Raw genomic sequence first — 22,892 nt, 5'->3', positions numbered from 1 at the left:
CGGGCCTCGAAGATTCCTGCAACTTCTTGCAGGGTCGGTCAGTTGACCGCTGTCAGTTGGCCGTCCACCACACGGTCGTGTCCGCCGGCAGCTTCGCCTCGCCGTCCGTCTCGGCGATCTCGCCGCTGGCGAGAAGCACACGGCCGTACGCCGGAGTCGTGACCGACTCGCCGCTGGTATTGGCGACACACACGAACTCGCCGCGGCGGAAGGCGAGGACGCCCTCGGGAGCCTTCAGCCACTCCACGGAGTCGCCCGCGCCGAGGTCGGGCTGTTCGCGGCGGGCGGCGAAGGCGGCGCGGTACAGCTCCAGGGTGGAGCCGGGGACACCGGTCTGAGCCTCGATGCTCAGCTCGCCCCAGCCCTCCGGCTGCGGGAGCCAGCTGCCGCCGCTGCCGAAGCCGTACGACGATCCCTCACGCGTCCACGGGATCGGCACCCGGCAGCCGTCGCGGAAGCCGTCCTGGCCGGCGCCCCGGAAGTACGCCGGGTCCTGGCGCACCTCGTCGGGCAGGTCGACGACGTCCGGCAGGCCGAGCTCTTCGCCCTGGTAGACATACGCCGATCCGGGCAGCGCCAGCATGAGGAGGGTCGCGGCCCGCGCCCTGCGCAGGCCGAGTTCGCGGTCGCCGGCCGTGCGGATCTGGGTGCCGAGGCCGGGCGGGTTGGCGAAGCGGGTGGCGTGGCGGGTCACGTCGTGGTTGGACAGGACCCAGGTGGCGGGGGCGCCGACCGGGCGCATCGCCTCCAGGGTGCGGTCGATGACCGTCCGCAGTTCCTCGGCGTCCCACTCCGTGCTCAGGTACTGGAAGTTGAAGGCCTGGTGGAGCTCGTCCGGGCGGACGTAGTTCGCGGTGCGCTCGACCGTCGGCGTCCACGCCTCCGCGACGAAGATGCGCTCGCCCGCGTATTCGTCGAGGATCGTGCGCCACTGCCGGTAGATGGCGTGCACGCCGTCCTGGTCGAAGAACGGCATGACATCGTTGCCCAGCAGCTTGAGCTGCTCGTGGGATCCGAGGTCGGGGAGCCCCTCCGCCTTCACCAGGCCGTGGGCCACGTCGATGCGGAAGCCGTCGACGCCCATGTCGAGCCAGAAGCGCAGGATGGAGCGGAACTCGTCGCCGACGGCCGGGTGATCCCAGTTGAAGTCGGGCTGCTCGGGGGCGAAGAGGTGCAGGTACCACTCACCGGGCGAGCCGTCCGGTTCGGTGACGCGGGTCCACGCCGGGCCGCCGAAGATCGACTCCCAGTCGTTGGGCGGCAGTGCGCCGTTCTTCCCCTTGCCGGGCCGGAAGTGGTAGCGGTCCCGCAGCGGCGAGCCGGGGCCGTCCGCGACGGCCCGCTTGAACCACTCGTGCTGGTCGGAGGAGTGGTTGGGAACCAGGTCGACGATGATCCTGAGGTCCAGGTCGCGGGCGGAGCGGATCAGCGCGTCGGCGTCGAGGAGGTTGCCGAACATGGGGTCCACGGCCCGGTAGTCGGCGACGTCGTAGCCGGCGTCGGCCTGCGGGGAGGCGTAGAAGGGGCTGAGCCACACGGCGTCCACGCCGAGGTCGCGCAGGTACGGCAGTCGGGAGCGGATGCCCTCCAGGTCGCCCATGCCGTCGCCGTTGCTGTCGGCGAAGCTGCGCGGATAGACCTGGTAGATCACCGCGTCCCGCCACCAGTCGCGGCGCTTGGCGACGGTGGCGACGGCGGAGTTTTCGGCCGGGTCGGCGGAGTGCTGGCTCATGGCGTCCTTGATGCGTAACGGGGTTCGGGTCACGTTTGGAATTGTGCGGCTTGCAGGTTTTCGGCGATTTACGGAAGCCTCGGGGTCTGCCGGGCAACGGATGTGAGGCGGCCGCGGTGACAGCGGGGTCGGATGGACACCGCGGCCGCCTGCCCGCGCGGTCAAGCGCGCGGGAGTCTGTTCGCGAAGGACGGTCAGCCCTTCGTGCCGCCCGCGGTGAGTCCGGTCACCAGGTTCTTCTGCACGAAGTAGAAGAACGCGGAGACGGGTATCGCGATCAGCACCGCGGTGGCGGCCATGAGATTGCGCTGCGCGTCGTGTTCGCTGACGAAGGTCTGCAGTCCGACGGCGAAGGTGTACTTCGTGTCGGACAGCATGAACGTCGCGGCGAACGCGACTTCCCCGAAGGCGGTGAGGAAGCTGTAGAAGGCGGCGACCGCCAGGCCCGGCTTGGCGAGCGGCAGGATCAGTCGCGCGAACGTGCCGAAGGGGGTCAGCCCGTCGACCCGTCCCGCCTCGTCGATCTCGAACGGGATGGTGTCGAAATAGCCCTTCATCAGCCATGCGCAGTACGGAACGGTGGTCGTGCAGTACACCAGGATGAGCCCAAGGTAGCTGTCGATGAGCTGCAGTTCCGAGAGGATCTGGTACATCGGCACCATGAGTACGGCCACCGGGAACATCTGCGTGACCAGGAGCACCCACATGAACTTCCGGTAGCCCGGGAAGCGCATGCGCGAGACCGCGTAACCGGTGGTCGCGGAGATGACCACACCGATGAGTGTGGTGCCGAGGGTGACGATCATCGTGGTCTGCAGCCAGTCGAAGAACTTCGTCTCCTGGAGCACGAACGTGTAGTTGTCGAACGTCATCTTCCCCCAGATGCGTCCGGGATGCAGGTAGTCGTCCTTGTCCGGGCCGAGGGACAGGAACACCAGCCAAGCGACCGGGAAGAGCGCGATGAGGCTCGCGGTGATCAGGATGCCGTGGGAGGCGAGGCGGACGGCGGGGGTGCTCTCGCCGCGCTTGGTGGCCTTGCGCGGCGCGGGCGCCATGGAGTCCTCCTTGTTCGCCGCGGCGGAGGTCTCGACGGTGGTCGTACTCATGGGGACTCCTGCCTCAGATCGCGAGCTGCTGGTCATTGCGGTTCAGCCAGCGGCGGTAGAAGGAGGTGAAGACGATCAGGATGGCCAGCAGCAGGATGCCGTAGGCCGCCGACTGCGCGAAGTCACGCGGCTGCTGTCCGAAGCCGAGGTACCAGGCCCAGGTGACGAGGATCTGCGCGTCGGGGGCGGTGTTGCCGAACAGCAGGAAGATGATCGCGAACTGGTTGAAGGTCCAGATGATGCCGAGGAGGACGACGGTGGAGCTGACGGACCTCAGGCCCGGCAGGGTGACGTACCGGAACTTCTGCCAGGCGCTCGCCCCGTCCATCTCTGCGGCCTCGTACAGCGAGGTGTCGATGGACTGCAGGCCGCCGAGCATCGACAGCATCATGAAGGGCACCCCGCACCAGGTGTTGACCATGATCGCGGAGAACCGCTGCCAGAAGGTGTCCTCCAGCCACAGCGGTGTCGGCAGGTGGAGGGTCTCCAGGAAGGAGTTGATGATCCCGCCGTCGGCGAGCATGAACCGCCAGCCGAAGACGGTGACGAAGGTCGGCACGGCCCACGGCAGGATCAGAACCAGCCGGTAGAAGGTGCGCCCGCGCAGCTTCAGGTTGAGCAGCAGGGCGAGGCCCAGGCCGATCGTGTAGTGCAGGGTGACGCAGAGCGCGGTCCAGACGATCGTCCAGATGAAGTGCGACCAGAAGCGGTCGTATGCCGTGTCGCCCCACAGGATGTCGGCGTAGTTGTCGAGGCCGATGAACTTGTAGGTGGCGTCGATGTGGTTGACGCCGATCGTGCGGGCGGTGTTGAGGCTGTTGGCGTCGGTGAGCGTGAGGTACAGGCCGTACGCCAGGGGGTACAGCACGAGGACGCCGAGGACGACCACCACGGGGGCGATCATCGCGTACGCGTACCAGTGCTTCTGATAGCCGTGCCGCAGGCGCCGGCCCAGCCCGGACTTCGGCTCGCGGTCACCGCGGCGCTTGCCGGTCGCGCGGTCGATGGCGACTGTCATTGGTTCGACACCTTCTTCGACACCTTCTCCGACACCTTCTGGAAGATCTTCGGCCTGCCCGGCCTGCACGGCCCGGTCACAGGCCGGTGGCCGCCGGATCCCTCCCCCGGTTCGCGGGGGATCCGGCGGCCACTCGGGGTCACTTGGCGAAGTCCGGGACCAGCTTGGCGATCGCGGTCTCGGCGGTGCCCAGGCCCTTGTCGAGGGATGTCTTGCCTCCGGCGATCTGCGGCAGCTCGGTGTCCAGCGGGCCCCACAGGGAGCTGTACTCGGGCAGCGCCGGGCGCGGCTGGGCGGCGGGCAGGACGCCCTGGAAGCCGGCGATGCCCGGGTCGGCCTTGACCTCGGCGGTGTAGGCGTCGTCGCGGGTCGGCAGGGTGGAGTTCTTCAGCGCGATGCTCGCCTGGGACTTCGCGGAGGTCATGAAGTTGACGAACTTCAGGGCCGCCTTCTGGTGGGCGGAGTCCGAGCCGGCGTACACCGAGAGGTTGTGGCCGCCGGTCGGGGCGCCCGCCTTGCCGGTGGAGCCGGCCGGGACGGTGGCGATGCCGAGGTTGTTCTTGTCCTTGAAGGCGGTGCCCTTGTAGAAGTTGGTGATCTCCCACGGGCCCTGGATGATCGAGGCGACCTTGCCGCTGACGAACGCCTCCTGGATGTGGGCGTAGGCGTCGGCGGTGGTGTCGGCCTTGTGCAGGCCCTTGCCGCCGAACAGGCTCAGCCAGGTCTCGTAGCCCTTCTTGGCGGGCGCCGAGTTGACGGTGACCTTCTTGGCGGCGGCGTCGACGGTGTCGGTGCCCTCGCCGTAGAGGAAGGTCTGCGCGTAGTAGGCCTGGGTGGAGCCCCAGTAGCCGTCGACGCCGGTCTTGTCCTTGATCGTGGCGGCGGCCTTCTTCAGGTCGTCCCAGGTCTTCGGGGCCTCGACGCCGGCCTTCTCGAAGAGCTCCTTGTTGTAGACCAGCGCGAGGGTGTCGGTGACCAGCGGCACGCCGTAGGTCTTGCCGTCGTACTTGGCCTGCTCGATCAGGTTGGGCTGGAACTTGCTCTCGTCCGCGAGGGCCTCGGTGCCGTCCAGCGGCAGGAAGTAGCCCTTCTTCGCGAAGGCGGGGGTCCAGCCGACCTCGGAGCGCAGGATGTCCGGGGCGCCCTTGGAACCGGCGGCGGTGTCGAACTTGTTCTGTGCCTGGTCGAAGGGCACGTTGACGTACTTGACCTTGACGTCCTTGTTGGCGGCCTCGAACTCCTTGATCAGGGCCTGGTACGTCGGCGCCTCGTTGGTGGCGTTGGAGGTGTCCCACCAGGTGATGGTGACCGGACCGTCGGCCGAGTCGCCGCCGTCACTTCCGCCGCAGGCCGTCGCCGCGAGGGCGAAAGACGCCACCAGCGCGGTGGCCGCTATGCCACGCCGCATGAGTTCTCCTTGAGGGTGAAAGCCCGTGTGCTCACAGAGGACGGCCCCGTCTGCCGCCTCTGTCGACTTGCCGACTGCGCCGTTGCCGCCGCCGGGCGTCGCCGAACGTAACAGCGATGTAAGCGGGTACGAAAGACCTTGCAGCAAAAAAGTGCAAGAGAGCTCCGAAGTTATCCGTGCGTGACCCGAGAGCGACCGCCGTGAGACGCTTATTTGCGGCCGTCGAGCAGTTGGGACGGGTTGTGCAAGACTCTGCAAGCTCTTGCCATCACTTTCACGAGGGAGCGCGATGACCCAGCAGCCCGGACCGGGCCGGCCAACAAGTCGCACACGGCGCCGGATTGGTGTGCAAGGCGAGACCTGGCCGGTACAGTCCACCCCTGTGACCACACGGCTTGCCGACATCGCTGCTCAGGCGGGGGTGAGCGAAGCGACCGTCAGCCGCGTCCTCAACGGCAAGCCGGGCGTCGCCGCCACCACCCGCCAGTCCGTGCTGGCCGCCCTCGACGTCCTGGGCTACGAACGCCCGGTGCGTCTGCGGCAGCGCAGCGAAGGCCTCGTGGGCCTCATAACCCCGGAGCTGGAGAACCCGATATTCCCGGCACTGGCCCAGGTCATCGGCCAGGCGCTGACCCGGCAGGGCTACACGCCGGTGCTCGCGACCCAGACCCCGGGCGGTTCCACGGAGGACGAGCTGACGGAGATGCTCGTCGACCGGGGCGTGGCCGGCATCATCTTCGTCTCCGGTCTGCACGCGGACACCTCCGCCGACATGCAGCGCTACGAGCAGCTGCGCGCGCAGGGCGTGCCGTACGTGCTGGTGGACGGCTTCTCGCCGAAGGTGCAGGCGCCGTTCATCTCCCCCGACGACCGGGCGGCGATGACCCTGGCGGTCACGCACCTGGTGTCGCTGGGGCACACGCGGATCGGCCTGGCGCTCGGTCCCAAGCGGTTCGTGCCGGTGCAGCGCAAGATCGAGGGCTTCGTCCGCACCATGCAGGACCTGCTGGGTCTGGGTACGGAGGCCATCGAGACGGAGTTCGTCCAGCACTCCCTCTACACCCTGGAGGGAGGCCAGGCCGCGGCCACCGCGCTCATGGAGCGTGACTGTACGGCGGTGGTGTGCGCCAGCGACATGATGGCGCTGGGTGCGATACGGGCGGCCCGGCAGCGCGGCCTGGACGTCCCCAAGGACATCTCGGTCGTCGGCTTCGACGACTCCCCCCTGATCGCGTTCACCGACCCGCCGCTGACGACGATCCGCAAGCCGGTCCCGGCGATGGGACAGGCAGCGGTCCGCACCCTCCTGGAGGAGATCGGCGGGACGCCCGCGCCCCACAGCGAGTTCGTGTTCATGCCGGAACTGGTGGTGCGCGGCTCGACCGCCTCGGCTCCCGGGGAACGCGGACGCCACTGAGGTCGCACGGCTCGTGAGGCTCGGGGCGCGGCTCGTTCTCAGGGTGGAGAAATCGACCTTTCCGCAGTGCGCTGGTAGGAGGTTTCAGGGGTCTTCCGGGCGTAGAAGGTGCGGCCCGGACCCGACCGGGGGATGATCGGCGGGGGAACGCTTTTCTGGCAGACTCTGTGCCTATGACTGAGACGACCGTGACGACGCAGGAAGGGCCCGACGAGGCCGTTCCGCAGCCCGTCACGGCCGGGACCGGGCCGGGTCTCCTGCACCGGCTGCGCACCCCGCGCCGACCTCGCTTCTGGTTCGAGATCCTCTTGATCGCGGTGAGTTACTGGACGTACTCGCTCATTCGCAACGCGGTCCCGGAGCAGCGGTCCGAGGCGCTGCGCAACGCCGACTGGATCTGGAAGGTCGAGCACCAGCTCGGTATCGCCGTCGAGGAGTCCGTCAACCATGGCGTGAACTCGGTGACTTGGCTCATCGTCGGGATGAACTACTACTACGCGACCTTGCACTTCGTGGTGACGCTGGGTGTGCTCGTGTGGCTCTACCGCAGGCATCCCGGCCGCTACGCCGCGACCCGCCTCGTGCTCTTCGCGACCACCGGTGTGGCCCTGGTCGGTTACTACCTGTATCCGCTCGCCCCGCCGCGGCTGATGAACGGCGGCGACTTCGTCGACACCGTCATGGTCCACCAGACGTGGGGCTCGATGGCCTCGGGCGACCTGAAGAACATGTCGAACCAGTACGCCGCGATGCCGTCGATGCACATCGGCTGGTCCCTGTGGTCCGGTCTGACGATCTTCGCGCTGGCGTCGGTGCCGTGGGTGCGGGTGCTGGGCCTGCTCTACCCGACGGCCACGCTGGTGGTCATCGTCGCCACCGCCAACCACTTCTGGCTCGACGCGGTGGGCGGCATGGCGTGTCTCGCCTTCGGCTTCACGGTGGCGCGGGTCTGGTACGGGGCGCTGCCGTACACGCTGCCGAAGCTGGTGCCGGCCCGCGGCGGGCCCTTGCCGCCGAAGAAGGCCTGGGCAGGCTCTTAGCCCGCCGCCTCCCGCAGCGCCCCGATGAACGCCTCCAGGGCCGGCTGCGGCGGGGCCGTCTCCCGTACCGCCGCGTGGATGCTGCGCACCGGTTCCGGGCGCCGCACCGGGCGTACGACCACGTCGGGATGGCGGCCGCCCAGGCCCAGCCGTGGGATCAGGCTGACTCCCAGGCCCGCCGCCACGAAGCCCTGCGCGGTCACGTAGTCCTCGCTCTCGACCACGAACCGCGGCCGGAACCCGGCGGCCTCGCAGGCGTGGAGCTGTGCGTCCAGGCACGGTCCGGGCCACTCGCTGCCGACCCAGGGCTCCTCGGCCAGCTCGGTGAGCGCCACGGACCGCCGCGCCGCGAGCCGGTGCCCCCTGGGGAGGACGGCGAGGTAGGGATCGTCCAGCAGGTGCAGCAGTCGTACGCCGTCGCTCCCGGCCCCCTCCCCCACCACCAGCGCCAGGTCCGCCCGCCCCTCCCGCACGTCCGGCAGCGGGTCCTCGGGGTCGGTCAGCCTCAGCTCGACCTGTACGCCGGGATGGTCGGCCCGCAGCCGTGCCACCGCCGGGGCGACCAGCGAGGCACCGGCCGTCGCGAAGTACCGCACCGACAGCCGGCCCGTGCGCCCCGCCAGCAGGTCGGCGAGCGCGGTCTCCGCCTCGGCGACCTGCCGGCCGATCGTGTCCGCGTACTCCGTGAGCAGCAGCCCGGCCGCCGTGGGCCGCACCCCGCGCCCGACCCGCTCGAGGAGCTCGGCCCCGGCCTCCTTCTCCAGCGCGGCGACCTGCTGACTGACCGCGGACGGCGTGTAGCCGAGCCGCGCGGCCGCCGCGGTCACCGATCCGCAGGCCACGACGGACCGCAGCACCTGCATACGCCTTACATCCAACATGCAGGACAGCTTAACGGTGCATGCACAATACTTCACTTGTCCTCACGCTTCCGTGGGCGGACCGTGGGGGCATGCAGCGCTCCTCCACCGTCCGCATGGCCGTGCTCGCCCTCCTGTGGGGCTCCGGCTTCCTGTGGATCAAAGTCGCCCTGAACCACGGCCTGTCCCCCGCCCAGATCACCATCGCCCGGTGCGCCCTCGGTGCGGCGGTCCTGCTCCTGCTCGCCCGCTCGGCGGGCCAGCGCCTGCCGCGGTCCCGCTCGACCTGGAAGCACCTGGTCGTCGCCGCCTTCTTCTGCAACGCGCTGCCCTTCGCCCTGTTCAGCGTCGGCGAACAGACCGTCGACTCCGGTGTCGCGGGCGTCCTGAACGCCACCACCCCGCTGTGGGCACTCCTGATCGGCCTGCTCCTCGGCACCGACCGGGCCCTGCGCCCCGTACGCCTGACCGGCCTGTCCCTCGGATTCGCCGGGACGCTGCTGATCTTCGCGCCCTGGCACCGGTCCGGGCTGCTGAGCTGGGGCGCCCTGGCGCTGCTGGCCGCCGCCGTGAGCTACGCCGTGGCGTTCGCCTACATGGCCCGCAAGCTCACCGCCGGCCGGGATCCGCTCGCCGTCTCCGCGGCCCAGCTCCTCACGGCGACGGCCTGGAGCGCCCTGGCCCTCCCGGCCGCGGGCCCCCTCGACACCGACCTCACCGGACTGCTCGCGATCACCGCACTCGGGGTCCTCGGCACAGGCGTCACCTTCTACCTCAACTACCGGCTGATCGCCGACGAGGGTCCGACGACGGCCGCGACGGTCGGCTATCTGCTGCCCGTCGTATCGGTGTCACTGGGCGCGCTGCTCCTGGACGAGAACGTGGGACCGCGGGTGCTCGCCGGAATGGCGGTCGTGCTGGTGGGGGTGGCGCTCACCCGCGGGCGGCGGGCGGCCGGGACAGTGGCGAGTGTCCCGGCCCCGAAGGCCTACGCCCCGTAGAACAGCTCGTCCACCACGCCCCGCGCCCGTCGTGCCGTACGCCGGTAGTCGTCGAGCATGTCGCCGACGTGCCCGGGGCCGTAGCCCAGGTACCGCCCCACCGCGCCCAGTTCGCGGGCGTCCGAGGGGAAGGTGTCACCGGCGCGGCCGCGTACGAGCATCACGGCGTTGCGTACGCGGGTGGCCAGGACCCAGGCCTCGTCGAGGGTGCCGGCGTCCTCGTCGGAGAGGAGGCCGGCCGTGCGGGCGGCGGCGAGGGCGGCGCGGGTGCGGGTCGTGCGCAGGCCCGCCACCCGCGCGCCGTGCCGCATCTGGATGAGCTGCACCGTCCACTCGACGTCGGACAGGCCGCCGGGCCCGAGCTTGGTGTGCAGCTTCGGGTCGGCGCCGCGCGGCATCCGCTCGGACTCCATCCGGGCCTTCAGGCGCCGGATCTCGCGTACGGCGTCGTGGCCGAGGCCGGCCGCCGGATAGCGCAGCGGATCGATCAGCTCGATGAAGCGGCCGCCCAACTCCTCGTCCCCGGCGACCGGTTCGGCCCGCAGCAGGGCCTGCGACTCCCAGCCGAGGGACCAGCGGCGGTAGTAGGCCTCGTAGGAGTTCAACGTCCGTACGAGCGGGCCGGACTTGCCCTCCGGCCGCAGGTCGGCGTCGATCAGCAGGGGCGGGTCGGCGCTGGGGATCTGGAGGAGGCGGCGCATCTCGGAGACGACCTTGTTGGCCGCCTGGGAGGCCTCGCGTTCGTCGACGCCGTCGCGCGGCTCGTGCACGAAGAGGACGTCGGCGTCGGAGCCGTAGCCGAGTTCGTGGCCGCCGAAGCGGCCCATGCCTATGACGGCGAACCGCGTGGGCAGGGTGTCCCCCCAGCCTCCCCCACTCTCAACTTCGTTCGAGCGGGGGGACCCCCATCGGACCACCGCGCGCAGCGTCCCCGAGAGGGTGGCCGCCGTCAGGTCGGACACCGCGCCGCCGACCCGGTCCACGAGGGCGCCCTGGTCTGCCTCGACCGGCTGGGACTCGGTGCCGTAGGAGCCGACGATGTCCGCGGCGGCCGTACGGAACAGCTCGCGGCGTCGGACACCGCGCGCGAAGGTGACCGCCTGCACGGCGCCGTCCGCGCGGCCCACCGCGGCGAGGATCTCCTGCTCCAGGGCCGCCCGGTCGCGCGGCTCCAGGCCGCCCGCGGCGCCGTCCCCGAGCAGGGCGACGGCCTCGGGCGCGCGCATCAGCAGGTCGGGGGCGAGGCGGCCGGCGGACAGGACCCGGGCGAGGTTCTCGGCGGCGGCGCCCTCGTCCCTCAGCAGCCGCAGGTACCAGGGGGTCCTGCCGAGCGCGTCCGACACCTTGCGGAAGTTGAGCAGCCCCGCGTCCGGGTCGGCCGAGTCGGCGAACCAGCCGAGCAGGACCGGCAGGAGCGTGCGCTGGATGGCCGCCTTGCGGGTGACCCCGGACGCCAGCGCCTCCAGGTGCCGCAGCGCCGCCGCCGGGTCCTTGTACCCGAGCGCGACCAGCCGTTCGCGGGCCGCTTCGGGGCTCAACCGGGTCTCGCCTGGGGCGAGTTGGGCGACCGCGTCGAGCAGGGGGCGGTAGAAGAGCTTCTCGTGCAGCCGTCGTACGACACTGGTGTGCCGTTTCCACTCGCGGGTCAGCTCCGCGACCGGGTCGGCGCGCAGACCGAGCGAGCGGCCCAGGCGCCGCAGGTCGGCCTCGTCCTCGGGGACGAGGTGGGTGCGGCGCAGCCGGTAGAGCTGGATGCGGTGCTCCATGGAGCGCAGGAAGCGGTAGGCGTCGTCGAGCTGGACGGCGTCGGCGCGGCCGACGTAGCCGCCGGTGGCCAGGGCCTGTAGGGCCTTGAGCGTGGTGCCGCTGCGGAGCGAGACGTCGGCCCGTCCGTGCACCAGCTGGAGGAGCTGGACGGCGAATTCGACGTCCCTCAGGCCGCCGGGGCCGAGCTTCAGCTCGCGTTCGATCTCGGCGACGGGGATGTTCTCCACGACGCGGCGGCGCATCTTCTGCACGTCGGCGACGAAGTTGTCGCGCTCGGCGGCCTTCCAGACGAGGGGTTCGAGGGCGGCGACGTACTCCTCGCCGAGCTCGATGTCGCCGGCCACCGGGCGGGCCTTGAGCAGGGCCTGGAACTCCCAGGTCTTGGCCCAGCGCTGGTAGTAGGCGAGGTGGCTGGAGAGCGTGCGCACCAGCGGACCGTTTCTGCCCTCGGGCCGCAGATTGGCGTCCACGGGCCAGATCGATCCCTCGACGGTGGTCTCCGAGCAGATCCGCATCAGGTGCGAGGCGAGCTTGGTGGCGGCCCTGACGGCCTTGCCCTCGTCGGCGCCCTCGGCGGCCTCGCCGACGAAGATGACGTCGACGTCCGAGACGTAGTTCAGCTCGTGGCCGCCGCACTTGCCCATCGCGATGACGGCGAGCCGGCACAGCGCCGCGTCGTCGGGCGCCGCCGCGCGGGCGATGGCGAGCGCGGCGCGCAGGGTGGCGGTGGCGAGGTCGGCGAGTTCGGCGGCGGTCTCCGCCAGGTCGGTGGTGCCGCACACGTCCCGGGCGGCGATGGACAGCAGGCAGCGGCGGTAGGCGACGCGCAGGGCGACCGGGTCGGCCGCCTCGGCCAGTCCCCGCTCGAACTCCTCCACCCCGGGATGCAGATCCCGCGGCTCGTACATGACGAGGGCGTGCCAGTCGCTCGGGTGCCGGGCGAGATGGTCGGCGAGCGCGGCGGAGGCGCCGAGCACCCCGAGCAGCCGGTCGCGCAGCGGCTTGGCCGCTATCACCGTGTCGAGCAGTTCCCGGCGGGCGGTGGGTGCGGGCTGCGCCTCCAGCAGCCGCACGAGACCGTGCAGGGCCAGGTCCGGGTCGGCGGTCGCACCCAGCGCCTCCAGCAGGACCGGGTCGTCCCGCACATGCGCGAGCTCCACGCTGTCCAGGAGCCGCTCGGCGGCGGAGGGATCGGTGAAGCCGTGCCGCAGCAGCCGCGTGAAGGTACTGCTCCTGCGCCCCGGCGCCGTCATGTCCGGCCTCCTGTCGGATCAAGGTCGTACGGGGCCGAGCCTAACCGGAGAGCCTGGGAGAAGCTCCGGGGCGGGCGGCGACGAGTCGGGGCGGCAGGTGGGGTCTGTACCGGTGCGGGCGGGGAAGGTCTGTGGTGAGACATGTCTGGAGGGCCGCCATGACCGACAAGGAAACCGAGCGGGCACCCGAGGCCCGGCTCGACCCCCGCTACAGCGACGAGGCCGCCACCGCGATCCCCTGGCCCGACGCCGAGGCACTGCTGTCCGCGGCGGAGCTGTTCTGGATCTCGACGGTACGGCCGGACGGGCGGCCGCATGTGACACCGCTGCCCGCGGTGTGGGCGCACGGCGCGCTGCACTTCTGCACCGGGCCCGACGAGCGCAAGGCGAAGAACCTCGCGCGCAATCCGCACGTCGTGCTGACGACCGGTACCAACATCTGGGACAAGGGCTACGACCTGGTGGTGGAGGGCGAGGCGGTGCGCGTGTCCGACGACGGCAGGCTGCGCGAGCTGGCCGCCGCGTGGGAGACGAAGTACGGCGAATTCTGGCGCTTCGAGGTACAGGAGGGGTATTTCCACCACGGTCCTGGACACGCCGTCGTCTTCGCGGTGGCGCCCCACACCGTTTTCGGCTTCGGTAAGGGGGAGCCGTTCAGCCAGACGCGCTGGCGGTTCGTCTGACACTCCCGTCAACGGCGACTTGGAGAACCATCGATGGACTTCACCCTCGAAGTGTTCCCGCTGCCCGTGACCGACATCGACCGGGCCCGGGACTTCTACCGGGACAAGGTCGGTTTCCACGTGGACATCGACCAGGAGGTCATGCCGGGCATGCGGATCGTCCAGCTGACCCCTCCGGGCTCCGGCTGCTCGATCGCCCTCGGCGACAGCATCTGGGAGATGGTCCAGGGGCAGCGCCCGGCACCCGGCTCCTACCAGGGCCTGCAGCTCTGCGTGAGCGACATCAAGGCGGCCCACGCCGAGCTGGTCGAACGCGGCCTGGAGGTCTCCGAGCCGGTCCAGTACACGCCCGACGACGGCGCGACCTTCATGTACTTCCAGGACCCGGACGGCAACGGCTGGGCGGTCCAGGAGTACCGGCGCCGGGTGACGGAGCCGCTGCACCAGGTACTGGCGAAACTGGCGGGACAGTAACGCCGCCAAGGGGCGCGGTGACCCCGCGCCCCACGGCGATTGCCTACAGCACCGGCAGGTTCTTCCGCAGCTCGAAGGCCGTGACCTCGCTGCGGTACTCCTCCCACTCCGACTTCTTGTTGCGCAGGAAGAAGTCGAACACGTGCTCGCCCAGCGTCTCGGCGACCAGGTCGCTGCGCTCCATCAGCGTCAGCGCCTCGCCCAGGTTCTGGGGGAGCGGCTCGATGCCCATCGCGCGGCGCTCGGCGTCGGAGAGGGCCCAGACGTCGTCCTCGGCGCCCGGCGGGAGCTCGTAGCCCTCCTCGATGCCCTTGAGGCCGGCGGCCAGGAGCATCGCGTACGCCAGGTACGGGTTGGCACCGGAGTCGATGGAGCGGACCTCGATGCGGGCCGAGCCGGTCTTGCCGGGCTTGTACATCGGGACGCGGACCAGGGCCGAGCGGTTGTTGTGGCCCCAGCAGATGTAGGAGGGGGCCTCGCCGCCGGCGCCCGCCGTGCGCTCCGAGCCGCCCCAGATGCGCTTGTACGAGTTCACCCACTGGTTGGTGACCGCCGCGATCTCCGCCGCGTGCTTGAGCAGGCCCGCGATGAAGGAACGGCCGACCTTGGAGAGCTGGTACTCCGCACCCGACTCGTAGAAGGCGTTGCGGTCGCCCTCGAAGAGGGACAGGTGCGTGTGCATCCCGCTGCCGGGGTGCTCGGAGAACGGCTTCGGCATGAAGGTCGCCTGGACGCCCTGCTCCAGCGCCACCTGCTTCATGACCAGGCGGAACGTCATGATGTTGTCCGCCGTGGAGAGCGCGTCGGCGTAGCGCAGGTCGATCTCCTGCTGGCCCGGGGCGCCCTCGTGGTGGGAGAACTCGACCGAGATGCCCATCGACTCCAGCATGGTGATCGCCTGGCGGCGGAAGTCCATGCCGATGTTCTGCGGGGTGTGGTCGAAGTACCCGGAGTTGTCGGCCGGAGTCGGCCGGGTGCCGTCCAGCGGCTTGTCCTTCAGCAGGAAGAACTCGATCTCCGGGTGGGTGTAGAAGGTGAAGCCCAGGTCGGAGGTGCGGGCCAGGGCGCGCTTGAGCACGTACCGCGGGTCCGCGAACGACGGGGAGCCGTCCGGCATCAGGATGTCGCAGAACATGCGGGCCGTGCCGGGGGCCTCCGCACGCCACGGCAGGACCTGGAATGTCGACGGGTCGGGCTTGGCGATCATGTCGGACTCGTAGACCCGGGCGAAACCCTCGATCGCGGAGCCGTCGAAGCCGATGCCCTCGTCGAAGGCCTGCTCCAGTTCGGCCGGGGCCACGGCCACGGACTTGAGGAAGCCCAGCACGTCCGTGAACCACAGGCGTACGAACCGGATGTCACGCTCCTCCAACGTCCGGAGCACGAACTCCTGCTGCTTGTCCATCTTCCGCTTCCCCATCCTTGCTGGTCAGGCCGCCTGTCTCCCGTACCACAGGAGGCGGTCGGGCACCCGAGCATCCCACCACAACACCATTTCATGCGCGTTGCGTGCCTTGATCGTCCGGCCGACCCAGGAGTGAACGCCTCACGTAGGGCGGGTGTACCGCTCTCCCGCCCATCTTGCCTGCTCGGACCCGTATACGTAATGCCGGGAGGTCCGGAACCTCCCGGGGGCCGGGTCCCCCGGTACCCGATCCTCCCCGGGTACCCGATCTTCGGCCATTCCTGTGCCCTCCCTACGAGAGTCCACTCCTCCCCGATTACCATCAGCGGACCCGACCGGCTCCCTTTCCCCAGAAGGACACACGCATGGGCTCCGCCAAGAACAGCAGCAGCGCCGCCCGCAAGGCCCGGATAGAGGAGATGCGGCGCGCCGAGCAGTCCCGTGACCGCCGCAACCGGATCCTCACCATCGCCGCCAGTGTGGTGGTCGTCACCGGCCTGGTGGTCGGCGGGGTGGTCCTGGTGAACTCGCAGTCCGACGACGACAGCACGGCGGCCGACGGGAAGACCACGGGGAAGTTCGTCACCGGCGCGGACGGGGTGAAGACCTGGGACACCAAGCTGAGCCAGACCCACGTCACCAAGGATGTGAAGTATCCGATGGAGCCGCCGGTCGGCGGTGACCACAACCAGGTCTGGATGAACTGCAACGGCGACGTGTACACCGAGGCGATCAACAACGTGAACGCCGTGCACTCCCTGGAGCACGGGGCGGTCTGGGTGACGTACACCAGCAAGGCCGCCAAGGCGGACGTGGAGGCGCTGGCGGCGAAGGTGAAGAGCACGCCGTACACGCTGATGAGCCCGGACGAGAAGCAGGCCGACCCGATCATGCTCTCCGCGTGGGGGCACCAGCGCACGGTGACGAGTGCCGACGACCCGAACGTCGCCAAGTTCTTCGAGAAGTTCGTGCAGGGCGAGCAGACGCCCGAGCCGGGCGCGGCGTGCACGGGCGGTCTGTCGAAGTGAGGTCCGCGTCCGTGGCCGTCGCCGTGGCGGGCGTGCTCGTCGCGGCCGGCGCCATCAGTTACGCCGTCGCCGAGGACGAGGGTTCGAGCACGGTGCCCACCGCCGACTCCGCGGACGCCGGGTTCGCGCGGGACATGGCGGTGCACCATCAGCAGGCCGTCGAGATGTCGTACATCGTGCGCGACCGCACCGACGACGAGGACGTGCGGCGCCTCGCGTACGACATCGCGCAGACGCAGGCCAACCAGCGCGGCATGATGCTGGGCTGGCTCGACCTGTGGGGGCTGCCGAAGGTGTCGGCGGACCCGCCGATGACCTGGATGGGCATGGGCGCCATGGCCTCCGGCAAGGACGGGTCGCTGATGCCGGGCATGGCGACCAACACCGAGCTGAAGAAGCTGGGCACGCTGAACGGCAAGCAGGCCGAGGTCTTCTATCTCCAGCTGATGACGGACCATCACAAGGGCGGGGTCCACATGGCCGAGGGCTGTGTGGACCGGTGCACGGTCGGCGTGGAGAAGCGGCTCGCGCAGGGCATGGTCAATGCGCAGGAGTCGGAGATCGGCCTGATGACGGACCTGCTCGAGGAGCGGGGCGCCGAGCCGCGTTCGTAGCGCGGCAATCCTCAAATGGCTTTGTCATTGCGTTAATTGGGCTCTTCTTGGCACGCGTATTCCCCTGGCGTGAACGGTTCGTCGCGAGAGTGGCCACCGTCGAGTGATCCACTCGCGACGAACCGCACAGGGGGCTCCATGAGATCCAACCGCGCCAAGGTGCGCGCCGGGGTGAGCATGGCGGCGACACTGCCGATGCTCGCGGGCGCGCTGGCGCTCGGCATACCCGCGGCACACGCCGTGGACAATCCGGGCCGGGACACGCTGGCCGGGACCAAGCCCGCGTGGGCCACGGCCAAGGCCGACAAGGGCGCGACCGCCGACAGCAGCGCGGTCTCGGCCCGGGTCTATCTCGCCGGCCGGGACGCCGCCGGCCTCGCCGCGTACGCGAAGGCCGTGTCCGACCCGTCCTCCGCCTCGTACGGCAAGTACCTGAGCACGCGAGCGGCACAGGACCGCTACGGCGCGACCGAGGCCCAGGTGGCGGCGGTCAGGTCCTGGCTGACGTCCGCCGGTCTCAAGGTCACGGGCGTCACGCAGCACTACGTGTCCGTCTCCGGTGACGTGTCCGCCGCCGAACAGGCCTTCGGCACCCAACTGCACAACTACGCCAAGGGTGCCAAGACCTACCGCGCGCCCGCGAAGACGGCCTCCGCGCCGGACAGTCTGAACGGTGCCGTCCTGACCGTCACCGGCCTGGACAACGCCCCGCACCTGGCGAGCCACAGCGACACGCTGCCGCCGCCGGACGCGGTGTTCAAGAACGCCGGGCCGTTCTCCTCGTACTACGGCTCCAACGTGGCGAGCACGCTGCCGGACGCGTACGGCGGGAAGATCCCGTACGCCGTCGAGGGTTACACCGGCAAGCAGCTGCGGGCCGCGTACGGCGCGGGCAGCTACACGGGCAAGGGGGCACGGGTCGCCATCACCGACGCGTACGCCTCCCCGACCATCGCCTACGACGCGGCCACCTACGCGAAGAAGCACGGCGACGCGGCCTACACGGGCGGACAGCTGAGCCAGGTCCTGCCCAAGAAGTACGCCCACACCGACGAGTGCGGGGCGGCCGGCTGGTACGGCGAGGAGACCCTCGACGTCGAGGCCGTGCACGCGGTCGCGCCCGCCGCGGACATCACGTACGTCGGCGGCGCGTCCTGCTACGACGACGATCTGCTCGACTCGCTGAGCAAGGTCGTCGACGGGCACCTGGCCGACATCGTGTCCAACTCGTGGGGCAGCATCGAGTCCGCCGAGACGCCCGACCTCCAGGCCGCCTACGACCAGGTCTTCCAGTTCGGCGCGGTCGAGGGCATCGGCTTCTACTTCTCCTCCGGCGACAACGGCGACGAGGCCGCGAACACCGGGACGAAGCAGGTCGACTCCCCGGCCAACTCGGCGTGGGTGACGGCGGTCGGCGGCACCTCGCTGGCGGTCGGCAAGGGCGACAAGTACCTGTGGGAGACCGGCTGGGGCACCGAGAAGGCCATGCTGTCCGCGGACGGCAAGAGCTGGACGGACTTCCCCGGCGCGTTCACCTCGGGCGCGGGCGGCGGCACCAGCGCGACGGTCGCCGAGCCCTTCTACCAGCAGGGTGTCGTCCCCGGCGCGCTCGCCACGGCCAACAGCGCCGCCGGCAACCGCGTGGTCCCGGACATCTCGGCGATCGCCGACCCGAACACCGGCTTCAAGGTCGGCCAGACGCAGACCTTCCCGGACGGGTCGCAGCAGTACAGCGAGTACCGCATCGGCGGCACCTCGCTGGCCTCGCCGGTCATCGCGGCCGTACAGGCCCTCGCCCAGCAGGCGCGCGGCGGCAAGGCGATCGGTTTCGCCAACCCGTCGATCTACGCGAAGTACGGGACGAAGGCGTACCACGACGTCACGGACAACCCCACGGGCTCCGGCCTCGCGGTGGCCCGCGTCGACTACACCAACAGCTACGACGCGTCGCAGGGCCTTCTCACCTCCGTGCGCACCCTCGGCGCGGACAGCTCGCTCAAGGCCGTGAAGGGCTACGACGACGTCACCGGCGTGGGTACGCCGGCGGGCGGCTATGTGGAGTCGTACCGGCGTCGCTGATCCGGTGAGCGGAACGGGATCTCTCTGATCCGGCAGTACGGGATCTCTCTGATCCAGCGGTACGGGATGGGGTGGTCGTGAAGTGGCCCACACTTCGCGCCACCCCATCGCGTCGCACTGACGATTACACTGGGCCCGTGCCTCAACTACGTCTCGCCCTGAACCAGATCGACTCACGCGTCGGTGACCTCGCCGGGAACACCGAGACGATCCTCCGCTGGACCCGGCACTCCGCCGAGCAGGGAGCGCACCTGGTGGCGTTCCCGGAGATGGCGCTGACCGGGTATCCCGTCGAGGACCTCGCCCTGCGCTCGTCCTTCGTGGAGGCGTCCCGCGCGGCCCTGCGCGAGCTCGCCGCACGGCTCGCCGAGGAGGGCTTCGGGGAGCTTCCGGTGGTCGTCGGCTACCTCGACCGGTCCGAGTCCGCGCAGCCGAAGTTCGGCCAGCCGCCCGGCGCGCCCCGCAACGCGGGAGCGGTGCTGCACCGCGGCGAGGTGGTCCTGACCTACGCCAAGCACCACCTGCCGAACTACGGCGTCTTCGACGAGTTCCGCTACTTCATGCCCGGCGACACCATGCCGGTCGTGCGCGTGCACGGCATCGACGTGGCCCTCGCCATCTGCGAGGACCTCTGGCAGGACGGCGGCCGCGTGCCGGCGGCGCGCTCCGCCGAGGCCGGGCTGCTGCTGTCCATCAACGCCTCGCCGTACGAGCGCGACAAGGACGACACCCGGCTGGAACTGGTCCGCAAGCGCGCCCAGGAGGCGGGCTGCACCACCGCCTACCTCGCCATGATGGGCGGGCAGGACGAGCTGGTCTTCGACGGCGACTCGATCGTCGTCGACAAGGACGGCGAGGTCGTCGCGCGGGCGCCGCAGTTCTCCGAGGGGTGTGTGGTGCTGGACCTCGACCTGCCGGCCGCCTCGGTGGACGCGCCGACGGGTGTCGTGGACGACGGTCTGCGCATCGACCGGGTCGTCCTGTCCGAGGACCCGCTGCCGGCGTACCAGCCCGAGCTCGCCGGGGCCTACGCGGACCGTCTCGACGACGCCGAGGAGGTCTACTCGGCGCTGGTCGTGGGCCTGCGGGCGTACGTCGCGAAGAACGGCTTCAGCTCGGTCCTGATCGGCATGTCCGGCGGTATCGACTCGGCGCTGGTCGCGGCGATCGCGTGCGACGCGGTGGGCGCCCAGAACGTGTACGGCGTGTCGATGCCCTCGAAGTACTCCTCCGAGCACTCGAAGGGGGACGCGGCGGAGATGGCCCGGCGGACCGGGCTGAACTTCCGTACCGTGCCGATCGAGCCGATGTTCGACGCGTACATGGGTTCGCTGGGCCTGACCGGGCTGGCGGAGGAGAACCTCCAGTCCCGTCTGCGCGGCACGATGCTGATGGCGATCTCCAACCAGGAGGGCCACATCGTCCTCGCGCCCGGCAACAAGTCGGAGCTGGCGGTGGGGTATTCGACGCTGTACGGCGACTCGGTGGGCGCGTACGGGCCCATCAAGGACGTCTACAAGACGTGGATCTTCCGCCTCGCCCAGTGGCGCAACAAGGCCGCGGCCGAGCGGGGCCAGACCCCGCCGATCCCGGAGAACTCGATCACCAAGCCGCCGAGCGCGGAGCTGCGGCCGGGGCAGGTCGACACGGACTCCCTGCCGGACTATCCGGTGCTGGACGGGATCCTCGAGCTGTACGTCGACCGGGACCAGGGCGCCGACGCGATCATCGCCGCCGGGTACGACCGGGAGCTGGTCGTGAAGACACTGCGGATGGTCGACACGGCGGAGTACAAGCGGCGGCAGTACCCGCCGGGTACGAAGATCTCGGCGAAGGGGTTCGGCAAGGACCGCCGGCTGCCGATCACGAACGGCTGGCGGGAGTCGGTGTAGTCGTCGCGCCCGCGCGGGCCGGCGGTGCGCGGGGACGGCGGCTCGGTCACCGTCCCCTCTCTCCCCCGCCGCTCCCCGTCGCGGCGCGCCGCAGGGGGCTTGCCTGAGCGGCGGTGTTCAGACGGCGCCGGCGCCGCCACAGCAGCACGAGCAGCGGGAGCAGGAGCACTGGGAGCAGGCGCAGCGCCCAGGTGCCGGCCGACACGGGCTCCTCGGGCGGGACGAGGCCGGCCGCCTGGCGCGGAGTGGGTGAGCCGAGCCAGACGGTGTCGTCCCCGTCGGCGGACGACGGCGCCTTCAGCGAACGGTCGATGCTGTCCGGGAGCCCGGCGAAGTCCGCGGTGAAGCGCTCGTCCGCGACCTTCTTGACGGACAGGTCGGTGAGGTCGACACCGCCGTAGACATAGGTGCGTACATAGGTGGTGTCACCGCTGGTGGTCCTGTCGGTGACCTTGAACTCGCCCTTCTCGTACGAGTCGACGTACCGGTCGAAGGTGTCGGTGGGCTTCCAGTCGGCGGTGGTCTGCCAGTCGTCGACCTCGCCGGTGTCGATGAGGTCGCCGTACGTGGTGTCCTTGGCCCGGCTCAGCTCGCGGTACCACTCGGCTGCGACCCGGGCGAGATAGACACGGCGCAGCGCGGCGTACTCGGGCGCGGTGTTGATGGCGTGCTTGAGCTCGGGGAGGATGAGGCTGCGGAAGTGCTCCTCGTTGCGGTCCTCGGTGGCCTGGTCCTGCTCGGGGCACGTGGCGGTGTCGGACTCCCCGAGCCGCTCCAGGTACTCGGTCTCCATTTTGACGTCGAGCGGCGCGTCGAGGATGTAGAGCTTGTCGCCGTCCTGGTGCACCGATGCGGGCGCCGGCAGGATCCAGTTGCGGAACGACATGCAGTCGCCCTGGACACCGTCCCAGAACCTCTTGCCGAGCGCGGTGTGGGGATGGATCAGCTCGCCGACGGTCTTCTTCATCCGCAGATCGGCCTCCAGCAGGACGCGTCCGGCGTCCGTACGCCCCAGCTGGTCGTCGACGATGCGGTCCGGCTCGTTGGGGTTGAGGTTGACCCAGAAGTCCGAGGGGTTGAGGGAGAGCCAGACGAAGAAGGCGTCGGAGCTCTGAGACGCGGCCGCGCGGCCGGTGGAGGTGCGGGCGTCCCCCTTCAGGGGGTTGAAGTCGGCACTGAACGAGTACTGCAGACCGCTTCCGTCACCGGGGTCCGAGAGGTAGCGCAGCTCCATGCTGGAGAAGTCGATGCCGCCGTTGCCCATGCCGGGGGCGGCAAGCATGCCGCCCAGGCCTGTGCCGGCGCGTGCGGAGTCGGTGGAGTCCTCGGGGTGGCATGGACCGGCGGCTTCGGCTGCCGCCACGAGGACGAGCGACTGCCGCTGTGACTGGGCGTTCGCGGGTGGGCAATCCGTGGGATGGACAAAAACGGTGGCGAGCAGGGAGCCGCGTTCCTTCGCCAGCTCCCTCCGCACCTGTCGGAAGTCGAGTTCCAGTTGCTTGTAGGCGTCGTTGCCGCGGGCCTCCCGCAACAGCTTGAACTGCTCTCTTACCTTCGCTTCCTCCCGGTTCTGCGCCTTGGGGCCCGAGGGCGCGGCTTCCCGGCGCGCTTGCTCGATGGCCTTCTTCTCGTGGGCGACGTCGTCGACACTGAGGCCGTACCTGCGCGCGTAGACGGTCGGGACGTCGGGTGGGTACAGACGGGCGCATCGCTCACACTGCTGACGTTCGGAGCCGCCCAGGATCACGGCTTCCTTACCGATCTTGTTCCTGTCCAGGATCTGTTGGACGACCTTCTCGGAATGCTCTTCGTTCTTGACGTTCAACGCGCTGACAGCGATGACGTGGCTCAAGCCCCCGCGCTCCAGCCTCCGGACGACCTCGGGCTTCAGATAGGCCCGAACGGAATCGAGCGTGGCGGGGGTTGTCCGCCACGCCTCACCGCCCGTGACATCGAGGTTGGTCTCCTCCATGACCTGAGCGATCTGGGCAGCGGTCAGAAGCGACGGGTCGAGGTAGACGACCGCGCCGTTGCGGCTCGGGTCGAAGGCCAGGTCCCTGTCCCCCACGCGCATCACTTCGCTCAACGACCCGTTCCGTATTTCGCGCAGGAGAA

General features: G+C 70.0%; 17 protein-coding genes. 9 read left to right on the top strand and 8 right to left on the bottom strand.

What is annotated here, in order from left to right; genetic code table 11:
- Positions 1 to 52 precede the first annotated feature (52 nt).
- The 4 genes from AC5P09_RS07945 to AC5P09_RS07930 form a co-directional block, all read right to left on the bottom strand.
- Positions 53 to 1,732: a glycoside hydrolase family 13 protein gene (locus AC5P09_RS07945; RefSeq protein WP_493873305.1), complete on the bottom strand. Its 1,680-nt coding sequence runs from the start codon at positions 1,730 to 1,732 to the stop codon at positions 53 to 55.
- A gap of 194 nt (positions 1,733 to 1,926) precedes the next feature.
- The gene (locus AC5P09_RS07940; RefSeq protein WP_493873127.1) at positions 1,927 to 2,838 is read right to left on the bottom strand and encodes a sugar ABC transporter permease; all 912 of its coding nucleotides are present in this window, start codon (positions 2,836 to 2,838) and stop codon (positions 1,927 to 1,929) included.
- A gap of 13 nt (positions 2,839 to 2,851) precedes the next feature.
- Positions 2,852 to 3,856 carry a carbohydrate ABC transporter permease gene (locus AC5P09_RS07935; protein ID WP_493873126.1) on the bottom strand — a complete coding sequence of 335 codons (1,005 nt, stop codon included), beginning with the start codon at positions 3,854 to 3,856 and terminating at the stop codon, positions 2,852 to 2,854.
- A gap of 139 nt (positions 3,857 to 3,995) precedes the next feature.
- On the bottom strand, positions 3,996 to 5,264 hold the full coding sequence (locus AC5P09_RS07930; RefSeq protein WP_493873125.1) for an extracellular solute-binding protein: 1,269 nt from the start codon (positions 5,262 to 5,264) through the stop codon (positions 3,996 to 3,998).
- Positions 5,265 to 5,646: 382 nt separating this feature from the next.
- Between AC5P09_RS07930 and AC5P09_RS07925 the strand changes: the two genes are divergently transcribed.
- Entirely contained in the window at positions 5,647 to 6,681 is a 1,035-nt protein-coding gene (locus AC5P09_RS07925) for a LacI family DNA-binding transcriptional regulator (RefSeq protein WP_266440557.1), read from the top strand.
- 173 nt (positions 6,682 to 6,854) lie between these two features.
- A complete protein-coding gene (locus AC5P09_RS07920; protein WP_493873124.1) occupies positions 6,855 to 7,721 on the top strand; it encodes a phosphatase PAP2 family protein in 867 nt (288 codons plus the stop codon).
- On the opposite strand, the gene AC5P09_RS07915 is transcribed toward AC5P09_RS07920, so the two are convergent.
- Positions 7,718 to 8,602: a LysR family transcriptional regulator gene (locus AC5P09_RS07915; protein WP_493873123.1), complete on the bottom strand. Its 885-nt coding sequence runs from the start codon at positions 8,600 to 8,602 to the stop codon at positions 7,718 to 7,720. The two genes, AC5P09_RS07920 and AC5P09_RS07915, sit on opposite strands and share 4 nt — an antisense overlap.
- 71 nt (positions 8,603 to 8,673) lie before the next feature.
- On the opposite strand from AC5P09_RS07915, the gene AC5P09_RS07910 reads away from it, so the two are divergent.
- Positions 8,674 to 9,582: a DMT family transporter gene (locus AC5P09_RS07910; RefSeq protein WP_493873122.1), complete on the top strand. Its 909-nt coding sequence runs from the start codon at positions 8,674 to 8,676 to the stop codon at positions 9,580 to 9,582.
- On the opposite strand, the gene AC5P09_RS07905 is transcribed toward AC5P09_RS07910, so the two are convergent.
- Positions 9,570 to 12,602 carry a bifunctional [glutamine synthetase] adenylyltransferase/[glutamine synthetase]-adenylyl-L-tyrosine phosphorylase gene (locus tag AC5P09_RS07905; RefSeq protein WP_493873121.1) on the bottom strand — a complete coding sequence of 1,011 codons (3,033 nt, stop codon included), beginning with the start codon at positions 12,600 to 12,602 and terminating at the stop codon, positions 9,570 to 9,572. The genes AC5P09_RS07910 and AC5P09_RS07905 overlap by 13 nt on opposite strands.
- A 158-nt stretch (positions 12,603 to 12,760) precedes the next feature.
- On the opposite strand from AC5P09_RS07905, the gene AC5P09_RS07900 reads away from it, so the two are divergent.
- Together AC5P09_RS07900 and AC5P09_RS07895 are read left to right on the top strand one after the other, a co-directional pair.
- A complete protein-coding gene (locus AC5P09_RS07900) occupies positions 12,761 to 13,285 on the top strand; it encodes a pyridoxamine 5'-phosphate oxidase family protein (protein WP_493873120.1) in 525 nt (174 codons plus the stop codon).
- 33 nt (positions 13,286 to 13,318) lie between these two features.
- Entirely contained in the window at positions 13,319 to 13,759 is a 441-nt protein-coding gene (locus AC5P09_RS07895) for a VOC family protein (RefSeq protein WP_493873119.1), read from the top strand.
- Between the two features lie 43 nt (positions 13,760 to 13,802).
- Here the strand turns inward: AC5P09_RS07895 and AC5P09_RS07890 are convergent, their stop codons facing one another.
- Positions 13,803 to 15,164, bottom strand: coding sequence for a glutamine synthetase family protein (locus AC5P09_RS07890; protein ID WP_493873118.1), 1,362 nt, complete (start codon positions 15,162 to 15,164; stop codon positions 13,803 to 13,805).
- A gap of 365 nt (positions 15,165 to 15,529) precedes the next feature.
- Between AC5P09_RS07890 and AC5P09_RS07885 the strand changes: the two genes are divergently transcribed.
- The 4 genes from AC5P09_RS07885 (at position 15,530) to AC5P09_RS07870 (ending at position 20,777) form a co-directional block, all read left to right on the top strand.
- Positions 15,530 to 16,192: a thioredoxin-like domain-containing protein gene (locus AC5P09_RS07885; RefSeq protein ID WP_493873117.1), complete on the top strand. Its 663-nt coding sequence runs from the start codon at positions 15,530 to 15,532 to the stop codon at positions 16,190 to 16,192.
- An 11-nt stretch (positions 16,193 to 16,203) separates the two neighbouring features.
- Positions 16,204 to 16,806: a DUF305 domain-containing protein gene (locus tag AC5P09_RS07880; protein ID WP_493873116.1), complete on the top strand. Its 603-nt coding sequence runs from the start codon at positions 16,204 to 16,206 to the stop codon at positions 16,804 to 16,806.
- A gap of 138 nt (positions 16,807 to 16,944) precedes the next feature.
- Positions 16,945 to 18,885 carry a S53 family peptidase gene (locus AC5P09_RS07875; RefSeq protein WP_493873115.1) on the top strand — a complete coding sequence of 647 codons (1,941 nt, stop codon included), beginning with the start codon at positions 16,945 to 16,947 and terminating at the stop codon, positions 18,883 to 18,885.
- A 137-nt stretch (positions 18,886 to 19,022) separates the two neighbouring features.
- Entirely contained in the window at positions 19,023 to 20,777 is a 1,755-nt protein-coding gene (locus AC5P09_RS07870; protein WP_493873114.1) for an NAD+ synthase, read from the top strand.
- A gap of 46 nt (positions 20,778 to 20,823) precedes the next feature.
- On the opposite strand, the gene AC5P09_RS07865 is transcribed toward AC5P09_RS07870, so the two are convergent.
- Positions 20,824 to 22,863 carry a hypothetical protein gene (locus AC5P09_RS07865; protein WP_493873113.1) on the bottom strand — a complete coding sequence of 680 codons (2,040 nt, stop codon included), beginning with the start codon at positions 22,861 to 22,863 and terminating at the stop codon, positions 20,824 to 20,826.
- Positions 22,864 to 22,892 lie beyond the last annotated feature (29 nt).

The sequence above is a fragment of the Streptomyces sp. a15 genome, from assembly GCF_059026085.1.
This window is presented reverse-complemented; position numbering and strand designations above follow the sequence as displayed.

Coding starts and splice junctions, on each gene's coding strand:
- AC5P09_RS07895 (WP_493873119.1), top strand. CDS start 13,319: ATGGACTTCACCCTCGAAGTGTTCCCGCTGCCCGTGACCGACATCGAC.
- AC5P09_RS07935 (WP_493873126.1), bottom strand. CDS start 3,856: ATGACAGTCGCCATCGACCGCGCGACCGGCAAGCGCCGCGGTGACCGC.
- AC5P09_RS07945 (WP_493873305.1), bottom strand. CDS start 1,732: ATGAGCCAGCACTCCGCCGACCCGGCCGAAAACTCCGCCGTCGCCACC.
- AC5P09_RS07920 (WP_493873124.1), top strand. CDS start 6,855: ATGACTGAGACGACCGTGACGACGCAGGAAGGGCCCGACGAGGCCGTT.
- AC5P09_RS07875 (WP_493873115.1), top strand. CDS start 16,945: ATGAGATCCAACCGCGCCAAGGTGCGCGCCGGGGTGAGCATGGCGGCG.
- AC5P09_RS07940 (WP_493873127.1), bottom strand. CDS start 2,838: ATGAGTACGACCACCGTCGAGACCTCCGCCGCGGCGAACAAGGAGGAC.
- AC5P09_RS07900 (WP_493873120.1), top strand. CDS start 12,761: ATGACCGACAAGGAAACCGAGCGGGCACCCGAGGCCCGGCTCGACCCC.
- AC5P09_RS07915 (WP_493873123.1), bottom strand. CDS start 8,602: ATGTTGGATGTAAGGCGTATGCAGGTGCTGCGGTCCGTCGTGGCCTGC.
- AC5P09_RS07885 (WP_493873117.1), top strand. CDS start 15,530: ATGGGCTCCGCCAAGAACAGCAGCAGCGCCGCCCGCAAGGCCCGGATA.
- AC5P09_RS07930 (WP_493873125.1), bottom strand. CDS start 5,264: ATGCGGCGTGGCATAGCGGCCACCGCGCTGGTGGCGTCTTTCGCCCTC.
- AC5P09_RS07890 (WP_493873118.1), bottom strand. CDS start 15,164: ATGGACAAGCAGCAGGAGTTCGTGCTCCGGACGTTGGAGGAGCGTGAC.
- AC5P09_RS07905 (WP_493873121.1), bottom strand. CDS start 12,602: ATGACGGCGCCGGGGCGCAGGAGCAGTACCTTCACGCGGCTGCTGCGG.
- AC5P09_RS07910 (WP_493873122.1), top strand. CDS start 8,674: ATGCAGCGCTCCTCCACCGTCCGCATGGCCGTGCTCGCCCTCCTGTGG.